Genomic DNA, 10,381 nt, shown 5'->3' on the forward strand with positions numbered 1-10,381 from the left:
CGCCCGCGGCGGCGAGCGCCTCGTCGAGCCGGCCGATGCTCTCGAGCAGCCAGGCCCGCTCCGACACGGCGGCGAGCGACCGCTCGCGGCCGAGCTGCCGCAGCCGACGCGCGGCCGCCGCGACGTCGACCGCGTTGCGCAGCGCCGTCTGGTCGTAGCCGATCGACTCGCTCATCGCACCATGGTCGCGCACCGGCGCCCGATCGCGCGGAGCACGCGCCGTGCGCCGGAGAGCGGAGCGGCGCCCGGAATGCCGATGTCTGATCTCCGGTTCCCCCCGCTGTGACCCCGAAGCGCCGCACGACCCTCTGGACGACCGCCACGCTCATCGCCATCGCCCTCGTCGGCGGCGGCATCACGGCAGCGGTGCTCGCCGACGGCTCCGGCGAGCGCTCGGCCGCCGAGCAGATCCCGCTCGGCGAGCTCGGGGGCGACACGCGCCTCGGGCCCGTCGAGCTGCGGGCCGGCGACCTCGACGCGCTCATCGGCTTCTACGGTCCGCTCGGCGTCGGCCTCGACGTGCTCGAGCAGACCGAGGAGGCCGTCTCGCTCGGTCGCGACGGCGTCGAGCTCGTGCGGCTCGCCGCCGCGGAAGGCGCACCCGCCTCGCCGCGCGATGCGGGCCTGTTCCACACCGCGATCCGCTTCGACGACGCCCCCGCGCTCGCGCGGTCGCTCGCGAGCGTCGCGGGCCGCTACCCGATGCTCTACGGCGGCTCGGCCGACCACGCGGTGAGCCTGGCCTTCTACTTCGACGACCCCGAGGGCAACGGCGTCGAGCTCTACGTCGACACGCCGCGCGACGAGTGGGAGTGGCAGGGCGGCGAGGTGCAGATGGGCAGCGAGCCGCTCGACATCCGGGCGTTCGTCGACGAGCACCTCGGCGGCGCGAGCGCTGGCGGCGCGAGCGTCGGGCACGTGCACCTCAGGGTCGGCGACCTCGAGCGGGCCGAGGCGTTCTACGCGGATGCGCTGGGCTTCGCCGTCACGGCCCGCGTCGACGGCGCGATCTTCCTCGGCGCGGGCGGCTACCACCACCACCTCGCCGCGAACACGTGGGGCTCAGCGGGCGCGGGCGCGCGGCCGGCGGGGCTCGGGCTCGGCTCGCTCCAGGTCGTGCTCGAGAGCGCGGCGGAGCTCGACGCGGTCGAGGCGAGGCTCGCGGATGCGGGAGTCGCGTCCACGAGGACGGCCGACGCGCTCGTCACCGCCGACCCGTGGGGCACCGAGGTCGTGCTGCGCGCCGAGGGCTGAGCGCGGCGCCGGCCGGGCGGGAGCGGGCGGCGATCAGCCGAAGACGCCCCGGCCCGGTGCCGGGCTCGGCGTCGCGTCGGCGTCGCGAGCCGGGAGCGCTCCGCCGAGGAAGCGGCGGAGCTCGTCGCCCGCGACGACCTTGCCGGGCAGCGGGTCGCGGCGCAGCGCGCGGCCGATCGCCTCGAGGTCGGGCAGCGCCGCGCCTGCGAGCGCGACGACGTTCCCGAAGCGCCGGCCCTTCAGCATCCCGGGGTCGGCGAGCGCGGCCGCCTCGGCGTGCACCTCGAGGAGCGCCGCGAGCTGGCGCTTCGCGAACGCGAGCGAGCGGTCGTCGGCGATGTTGACGACGACCACGCCCGCGGGGGCGAGGAGCTCGCGCACGAGCGCGTGGAACTCGACCGTGGTCACGTGGGCCGGCGTCTGCGCGCCGGAGAAGACATCCACCACCACGAGGTCGACGGCGCCGCGCAGGCCGCCGGGGAGGCGCGCGAGCTGCTCGCGCGCGTCGCCGTAGCGCAGGCGCACGCTCGCGCCGCGGGGGAGCGGCGCCACCTCGCGCACGAGCTCGACGAGCGCGGGCTCGAGCTCGATCACCTGCTGGCGCGAGCCCGGCCGGGTCGCCGCGACGTACCGGGGCAGCGTGAGCGCCCCCGCGCCGAGGTGCACCGCGGTCACGGGACCCGGCTCGAGCGCGTCGATGACGTGGCCGATCTGCTGCACGTACTCGTAGACGAGCAGCTCCGGCCGCTCGGGGTCCACGTGCGACTGGGGCGTGCCGTCCACCACGAGCTGCCAGCCGCCCGCCGACGCGTAGCGCATCTGGGCGTGCAGGCCGCTCGAGAGGCGGCGGCTCGGGGTCTCCACCCTCCCATCCTGCCGCCCGCGTCGCGCGCTAGCATCGGGGGCCGGACGAGCGCCAGCCGACACGCCGCCGCGACTGGACAACCGCGCGCGCGGGGCGTACTGTGATTCTTTGCGCTCACAGACATCCCCTCTGCCTTCATATTGCGGTCGGCGCGCGCCCGGAGACCGGGCGCTTCAAGGGTGTTGACGAGTCTCTCACCGACGACACGATCCCGGGAAGACCCGCAACCCTTCCCGGCCCGGAGGTATCTGCCTTGGCTGAACTGAGCCCCAAGACCGGTCGGAACGCAAGCCGACTGAGCTTCTCCCGCATCCCCGAGACGCTCACCGTCCCCGACCTGCTGGCGCTGCAGACCGAGAGCTTCGAATGGCTCATCGGCGACGACGCGTGGCGCGCCCGCCTCGACGAGGCGACCGCCGCCGGCCGCGACGACATCCCCGCCCAGTCGGGGCTCGAGGAGATCTTCGAGGAGATCTCCCCGATCGAGGACCTCAGCGAGAAGATGCAGCTGTCGTTCTCCGAGCCCGTGCTCGACGTGCCGAAGTACACGATCGACGAGTGCAAGGAGCGCGGCAAGACGTACGCCGCGCCGCTCTACGTCTCCGCCGAGTTCATGAACCACGAGACGGGCGAGATCAAGTCGCAGACCGTCTTCATGGGCGACTTCCCGCTCATGACCGAGAAGGGCACGTTCATCGTGAACGGCACCGAGCGCGTCGTCGTGTCGCAGCTCGTGCGCAGCCCGGGCGTGTACTTCGAGCGCACCCCCGAGAAGAACTCCGACAAGGACGTCTTCTCGGCGCGCGTCATCCCGAGCCGCGGCGCGTGGCTCGAGTTCGAGGTCGACAAGCGCGACGCGGTCGGCGTGCGCATCGACCGCAAGCGCAAGCAGTCGGTCACCGTCTTCCTCAAGGCGCTCGGCCTCACCGCCGAGGACATCGCGCGCGAGTTCGCCGGCTACGAGTCGATCCTCGCGACGCTCGAGAAGGACGCCCCGATGTCGAAGGAGGACGCCCTCCGCGACATCTACCGCAAGCTGCGTCCGGGCGAGCAGGTCGCCGCCGAGGCCGCGCGCGCACTCCTCGACAACTTCTACTTCAACCCGAAGCGCTACGACCTCGCGAAGGTCGGCCGCTACAAGATCAACCGCAAGCTCGGCATCGACGTGCCCATGAGCGACTCGGTGCTCTCGGTCGAGGACATCGTCGCGACGATCAAGTACCTCGTCGCGCTCCACGCGGGCGAGGCGACGCTCCCGGGCGTCCGCAAGGGCGAGCCCGTCGAGGTGCGCCTCGACGTCGACGACATCGACCACTTCGGCAACCGCCGCATCCGCGCGGTCGGCGAGCTCATCCAGAACCAGGTCCGCACGGGCCTCGCCCGGATGGAGCGCGTCGTGCGCGAGCGCATGTCGACGCAGGACATCGAGGCGATCACCCCGCAGACCCTGATCAACGTGCGCCCCGTGAGCGCCGCGATCAAGGAGTTCTTCGGCACCTCGCAGCTGTCGCAGTTCATGGACCAGAATAACCCGCTCGCGGGCCTGACCCACAAGCGCCGCCTCTCGGCGCTCGGCCCCGGCGGCCTCTCGCGCGAGCGGGCGGGCGTCGAGGTGCGCGACGTGCACCCCTCGCACTACGGCCGCATGTGCCCGATCGAGACCCCTGAGGGCCCGAACATCGGCCTCATCGGCTCGCTCGCGACCTTCGCGCGCATCAACTCGTTCGGCTTCATCGAGACCCCGTACCGCCGGGTCGAGAACGGCGTCGTGAGCGAGCGCATCGACTACCTCACCGCCTCCGAGGAGGACGAGTTCGTCGTCGCGCACGCCAACAACCGCCTCGACGCGAAGCAGCGCTTCGTCGAGGAGCGCGTCGTCGCCCGTCGCAAGGGCGAGGAGGTCGAGCTCGTCCTGCCGACCGAGGTCGACTACATGGACGTCTCGCCGCGCCAGATGGTGTCGGTCGCGACGAGCCTCATCCCGTTCCTCGAGCACGACGACGCGAACCGCGCGCTCATGGGCGCGAACATGCAGCGCCAGGCCGTGCCGCTCGTCCGCTCCGAGTCGCCGTTCGTCGGCACCGGCATGGAGGGCTTCGCCGCGATCGACTCGGGCGACGTCATCACGGCGGATGCGTCGGGCGTCGTCGCCGAGGTCTCGGCCGACATGGTCTCGATCCAGCTCGACGAGGGCGGCACGCAGCAGTACTTCCTGCGCAAGTTCGACCGCTCGAACCAGGGCACGTCGTACAACCACCGCGTGATCGTCTCGGCGGGCGACCGCATCGAGGCCGGCGAGGTCATCGCCGACGGCCCCGCGACCGACCAGGGCGAGCTCGCCCTCGGCCGCAACCTGCTCGTGGCGTTCATGCCGTGGGAGGGCCACAACTACGAGGACGCCATCATCCTGAGCCAGAACCTGGTGAAGGAGGACGTGCTCTCGTCGATCCACATCGAGGAGTACGAGGTCGACGCCCGCGACACGAAGCTCGGCAAGGAGGAGATCACCCGCGATCTCCCGAACGTCGGCCCCGACCTGCTCGCCGACCTCGACGAGCGCGGCATCATCCGCATCGGCGCCGAGGTCGTCCCGGGCGACATCCTCGTCGGCAAGGTCACGCCGAAGGGCGAGACCGAGCTGAGCGCCGAGGAGCGCCTGCTGCGCGCGATCTTCAACGAGAAGAGCCGCGAGGTCCGCGACACGTCCCTCAAGGTGCCGCACGGCGAGCAGGGCACGGTCATCGCGGTCAAGCAGTTCCGCGCGGAGGACGGCGACGACGAGCTGGGCTCGGGCGTGCACGAGAAGGTCGTGGTCTACATCGCGCAGAAGCGCAAGATCACCGAGGGCGACAAGCTCGCCGGCCGCCACGGCAACAAGGGCGTCATCGCGAAGATCCTGCCCGAGGAGGACATGCCGTTCCTCGCCGACGGCACGCCGGTCGACATCGTGCTGAACCCGCTCGGCATCCCGAAGCGCATGAACTTCGGCCAGGTGCTCGAGACGCACCTCGGCTGGATCGCGAAGACGGGCTGGAAGGTCGAGGGCACCCCCGACTGGGCCGAGGGCCTCGACCCGCGCACGCTCGAGGCGCCCGCGAACACGAAGGTCGCGACCCCGGTGTTCGACGGCGCGACCGAGGAGGCCATCATCGGCCTGCTCGACGCGACGCTCCCGACGCGCGACGGCCAGCGGCTCGTCGACGGCTCCGGCAAGGCGAACCTGTTCGACGGTCGCTCGGGCGAGCCGTTCCCGTACCCGATCTCGGTCGGCTACATGTACATCCTGAAGCTCCACCACCTGGTCGACGACAAGATCCACGCGCGCTCGACCGGCCCCTACTCGATGATCACGCAGCAGCCCCTGGGCGGTAAGGCCCAGTTCGGCGGCCAGCGGTTCGGCGAGATGGAGGTCTGGGCGCTCGAGGCGTACGGCGCGGCCTACACCCTGCAGGAGCTCCTCACCATCAAGTCGGACGACATCGTCGGCCGCGTGAAGGTGTACGAGGCGATCGTCAAGGGCGAGAACATCCAGGAGCCCGGCATCCCCGAGTCCTTCAAGGTGCTCATGAAGGAGATGCAGTCGCTGTGCCTGAACGTCGAGGTGCTCAACGCCGCGGGTGACGTCGTCACCCTGCGCGACGACGAGGACGAGGCGCTCCGCACGGCCGAGGAGCTCGGCATCAACATCTCGCGCCCCGAGATGTCGTCGATCGACGACATCTGATCCGGCAGCCGCAGAACAGTTTTCTAAGGGACAAGAGGAAAAGCATTGATCGACGCAACCACGTTCGATGAGCTGCGGATCGGCCTCGCCACGGCCGACGACATCCGTGCATGGTCCTACGGCGAGGTGAAGAAGCCGGAGACCATCAACTACCGCACGCTGAAGCCGGAGAAGGACGGCCTGTTCGGCGAGCAGATCTTCGGCCCGAGCCGCGACTGGGAGTGCGCGTGCGGCAAGTACAAGCGCGTGCGCTTCAAGGGCATCGTGTGCGAGCGCTGCGGCGTCGAGGTCACGAAGTCGTCGGTGCGCCGCGAGCGCATGGGCCACATCGAGCTCGCCGCCCCCGTCACGCACATCTGGTACTTCAAGGGCGTGCCGAGCCGCCTCGGCTACCTGCTCGACATGGCGCCGAAGGACCTCGAGAAGGTCATCTACTTCGCCGCGTACATGATCATCCGGGTCGACGCGGACGCACGCCACGAGCGCCTGCCGCAGCTCGAGCAGGAGCTCCGCCTGCGGATCGCCGAGATCGAGAAGCGCCGCGACGCCGACATCGCCGAGCGACTGGCGCAGCTCGAGGCCGACGTCGCCGAGCTCGAGGCGGAGGGCGCGAAGGCCGACCAGAAGCGCAAGGTCCGCGACGCGGGCGAGCGCGAGATGGCGCAGCTGCGCAAGATCGCCGACGACCAGATCGCGCACATGGAGCGGGTCTTCGACGACTTCCGCACCCTGAAGGTCGGCGACCTGAAGGCGGAGGACGCGGTCTACCACGACCTCGTCGACCTCTACGGCGAGTTCTTCGAGGGCCACATGGGCGCCGAGGCGATCAAGCTGCGCCTGCTCGAGTTCGACCTCGCCGCCGAGTCGGAGGACCTGCACCAGCAGATCGCCGAGGGCAAGGGCCAGCGCAAGATCCGCGCGATCAAGCGCCTCAAGGTCGTCAACTCGTTCCTGCAGACGGGCAACAGCCCGGCCGCGATGGTGCTCGACGTCGTCCCGGTGATCCCGCCGGAGCTGCGCCCCATGGTGCAGCTCGACGGCGGCCGCTTCGCGACGAGCGACCTGAACGACCTCTACCGCCGCGTCATCAACCGCAACAACCGACTCCGCCGCCTGCTCGACCTCGGCGCCCCCGAGATCATCGTGAACAACGAGAAGCGCATGCTGCAGGAGGCGGTCGACGCCCTGTTCGACAACGGCCGCCGCGGCCGCCCCGTCACGGGCACCGGCAACCGCGCGCTCAAGTCGCTCTCCGACATGCTGAAGGGCAAGCAGGGCCGGTTCCGCCAGAACCTGCTCGGCAAGCGCGTCGACTACTCGGGCCGCTCGGTCATCGTCGTCGGCCCGCAGCTGCAGCTGCACCAGTGCGGCCTGCCGAAGCAGATGGCGCTCGAGCTGTTCAAGCCGTTCGTCATCAAGCGCCTCATCGACCTCGGCCACTCGCAGAACATCAAGCACGCGAAGCGCATGGTCGAGCGGTCGAAGCCGCAGGTGTGGGACGTGCTCGAGGAGATCATCCGCGAGCGCCCCGTGCTGCTGAACCGCGCGCCCACGCTGCACCGCCTCGGCATCCAGGCCTTCGAGCCGCTGCTCGTCGAGGGCAAGGCCATCCAGCTGCACCCGCTCGTGTGCTCGGCGTTCAACGCCGACTTCGACGGCGACCAGATGGCCGTGCACCTGCCGCTCTCGGTCGAGGCGCAGGCCGAGGCCCGCGTGCTCATGCTCGCGTCGAACAACATCCTGAAGCCGTCCGACGGCCGACCGGTGACGCTCCCGACGCACGAGATCGTCTCGGGCCTGCACCACCTCACGTCCGTGAAGGCGGATGCGGCGGGCACGGGCCGTGCGTTCTCCTCGGTCGCCGAGGCGATCATGGCCATGGACCAGGGCACCCTGGACCTCAACGCCGTGGTGCGCATCCGCATGTCGGGCCTCGTCTTCCGCGACCAGGACCGCCCGGAGGGCTTCGTCGACGGCGAGCCGTTCCTGCTCGAGACGACCCTCGGCCGCGCGCTCTTCAACGAGCTGCTGCCGGCGGACTTCCCGTACGTCTCCGAGGTCGCGGCCAAGCCGGTCATCTCGCTCATCGTGAACGCGCTCGCCGAGCGCTACCCGAAGACCGTGGTGGCGGCGACGCTCGACAAGATCAAGGACGCGGGCTTCTACTGGGCGACGCGCTCGGGCATCACGGTCGCGCTCTCCGACGTCATCACCCCGGCCCGCAAGGACGAGATCGTCGCCGCGGCCGAGGAGCAGGCGCGGAAGATCCAGGACAAGTTCGAGAAGGGCCTGCTGACCGACGCCGAGCGTCGCGGCGACCTGACCGACCTCTGGACGCGGGCGACGAACGAGGTGCAGAAGGCCACGCAGGAGGCGTTCGACGAGGGCAACTCCATCTACCGCATGGTCACCGCCGGCGCGAACGGCAACTGGATCCAGGTGCGCAACATCACCGGCATGCGCGGCCTCGTGACGAACCCGAAGGGCGAGGTCATCCCGCGCCCGATCATCTCGTCGTACCGCGAGGGCCTCACGGTCGCGGAGTACTTCATCGCGACGCACGGCGCCCGCAAGGGCTCGGCCGACACGGCGCTCCGCACGGCCGACTCGGGCTACCTCACGCGTCGTCTCGTCGACGTGTCGCAGGACGTCATCATCCGCGAGGACGACTGCGGCACCGAGCGGGGCCTCGAGGTGCCGATCGCCGAGACCATCGACGGCCAGCTCGTGCTGCACGAGAACGTCGAGTCGGCGGTGTACGCCCGCAACCTCGCGGTCGACGTCGTCGCCTCCGACGGCACGGTGCTCGCGACGGCCGGCTCCGACATCGGCGACCGCGAGATCCGCGCGTTCATCGAGGCCGGCGTCGAGTCGGTCAAGGTGCGCTCGGTGCTCACGTGCGAGTCGGCGGTCGGCGTCTGCGCCCACTGCTACGGACGCTCGCTCGCGACCGGCAAGCTCGTCGACATCGGCGAGGCGGTCGGCATCATCGCCGCCCAGTCGATCGGCGAGCCGGGCACGCAGCTCACGATGCGCACCTTCCACACGGGCGGCTCCGTCGGCGCGAGCGACATCACGCAGGGTCTGCCCCGCGTGACGGAGCTCTTCGAGGCCCGCACCCCGAAGAACGCGTCGCCCATCGCCGAGGTGGCGGGCCGCGTGCGCATCGAGGAGGACGAGAAGTCGAAGCGCGTCGTCATCACGCCCGACAACGGCGACGAGGAGCTCACCTACCAGGTGCTGCGCCGCGCGACGCTCGAGGTCGGCGACGGCGATCACGTCGAGCAGGGCCAGCAGCTGCAGGTCGGCTCGGTCGACCCGAAGGAGGTGCTGCGCGTGCGCGGCGTCCGCGAGGTGCAGAAGCACCTGGTGTCGGGCGTCCAGGACGTGTACCGCTCGCAGGGCGTGCCGATCCACGACAAGCACATCGAGGTCATCGTCCGCCAGATGCTGCGGAAGGTCACCGTCGTCGACCACGGCGAGACCGAGCTGCTGCCCGGCGAGCTCGTCGACCGCTCGCGGTACAACGAGCTGAACCGCGCGGCGCTCACCGAGGGCAAGAAGACGGCCTCGGCGCGCCAGGAGGTCATGGGCATCACGAAGGCGTCGCTCGCGACGGAGTCGTGGCTCTCGGCCGCCTCCTTCCAGGAGACGACCAAGGTGCTCACCGAGGCGGCGCTCGCCGGCAAGCGCGACCCGCTGCTCGGCCTCAAGGAGAACGTCATCATCGGCAAGCTCATCCCGGCCGGCACCGGCCTGGCGCGCTACCGCGACGTCTCGGTCGAGGCGACGGAGGAGGCGAAGGCGGAGCGGTACCCGAACCGCCTGTTCGCCGACGCCGGCGGCGTCGACGAGTCCGACCTCTCCTACCTCGACTTCGACGCCTTCACGGGCGGCGAGCTCGGCGAGGAGCCCGGCCAGTACGTCTGATCCGCACGGAGAGGGCCGTTCCCCGCAGGGGAGCGGCCCTCTTCCGCGTTCCCGGGCGATCCCCCGCCCACGCGGTGCGCCGCGGCCGCCCGCCGACGCGCCGCGCCTAGACTCACCCCGACCCGGCACCGTGCCGACGCAGGAGGTTCACCCATGAGCGACCAGCAGCCCACGTCGTGGCGAGACCGCTTCTTCGGCACCGCGCCCGAGCCGCGCGAGCAGCCCGAGGGCACGGACGCCGGCGCGGTCCACGACTCGGCCGAGCTCGCCCCGGACTCCTCCGAGGTCGCGGCGACCTCCGTCGAGGAGCACGACGAGCACCAGCCGCTCGTCGAGCACGAGGGCGAGGCCGACACCGCCGAGCTCCGCACCGCTCCCGACGAGCGCGAGCAGCCGATCGAGCCGACGGTCATCGCGCCCTCGTCGCTCCGCGGCCCCTCGCACTCCGCGGCCCACCCCGACGACGCGCCCCGCGCATCCGCCGAGGACGTGCACGGCGACGCGGCGACGACCTCGCTCGAGCGCGAGCCCGGCGGCGAGGCCGCTGAGCCGCCGCCCCTCGTCGAGCCGCGCAGGCCGTCCTTCGGCCTGCGCCGGCACGGCGACGG

The 10,381-nt window shown here is 71.1% G+C and carries 5 protein-coding genes; 4 read left to right on the forward strand and 1 reads right to left on the reverse strand.

Going from position 1 to position 10,381, the window contains the following annotated elements; translation table 11 throughout:
* The first annotated feature begins 282 nt into the window (after positions 1 to 282).
* On the forward strand, positions 283 to 1,254 hold the full coding sequence (locus NWP09_RS08930) for a VOC family protein (protein WP_258275170.1): 972 nt from the start codon (positions 283 to 285) through the stop codon (positions 1,252 to 1,254).
* 33 nt (positions 1,255 to 1,287) lie between these two features.
* On the opposite strand, the gene NWP09_RS08935 is transcribed toward NWP09_RS08930, so the two are convergent.
* Entirely contained in the window at positions 1,288 to 2,073 is a 786-nt protein-coding gene (locus NWP09_RS08935) for a spermidine synthase (protein ID WP_258275174.1), read from the reverse strand.
* Positions 2,074 to 2,372: 299 nt separating this feature from the next.
* Here NWP09_RS08935 and rpoB point away from each other — a divergent pair, with 299 nt between their 5' ends.
* The 3 genes from rpoB to NWP09_RS08950 form a co-directional block, all read left to right on the forward strand.
* Positions 2,373 to 5,843, forward strand: coding sequence for a DNA-directed RNA polymerase subunit beta (gene rpoB / locus NWP09_RS08940; RefSeq protein ID WP_258275171.1), 3,471 nt, complete (start codon positions 2,373 to 2,375; stop codon positions 5,841 to 5,843).
* Positions 5,844 to 5,888: 45 nt separating this feature from the next.
* Entirely contained in the window at positions 5,889 to 9,773 is a 3,885-nt protein-coding gene (gene rpoC / locus NWP09_RS08945; RefSeq protein ID WP_258275172.1) for a DNA-directed RNA polymerase subunit beta', read from the forward strand.
* Between the two features lie 153 nt (positions 9,774 to 9,926).
* Positions 9,927 to 10,381, forward strand: a 455-nt coding sequence (locus tag NWP09_RS08950; protein WP_258275173.1) for a hypothetical protein, incomplete at its 3' end; no start/stop codon positions are given.

The sequence above is a fragment of the Agrococcus sp. HG114 genome (genome assembly GCF_024723325.1).
Lineage (GTDB): Bacteria > Actinomycetota > Actinomycetes > Actinomycetales > Microbacteriaceae > Agrococcus.

Bases quoted from the DNA above. Each gene is read 5' to 3' on its own strand.
- NWP09_RS08935 (WP_258275174.1), bottom strand. From the start codon at position 2,073: ATGCGCTACGCGTCGGCGGGCGGCTGGCAGCTCGTGGTGGACGGCACG.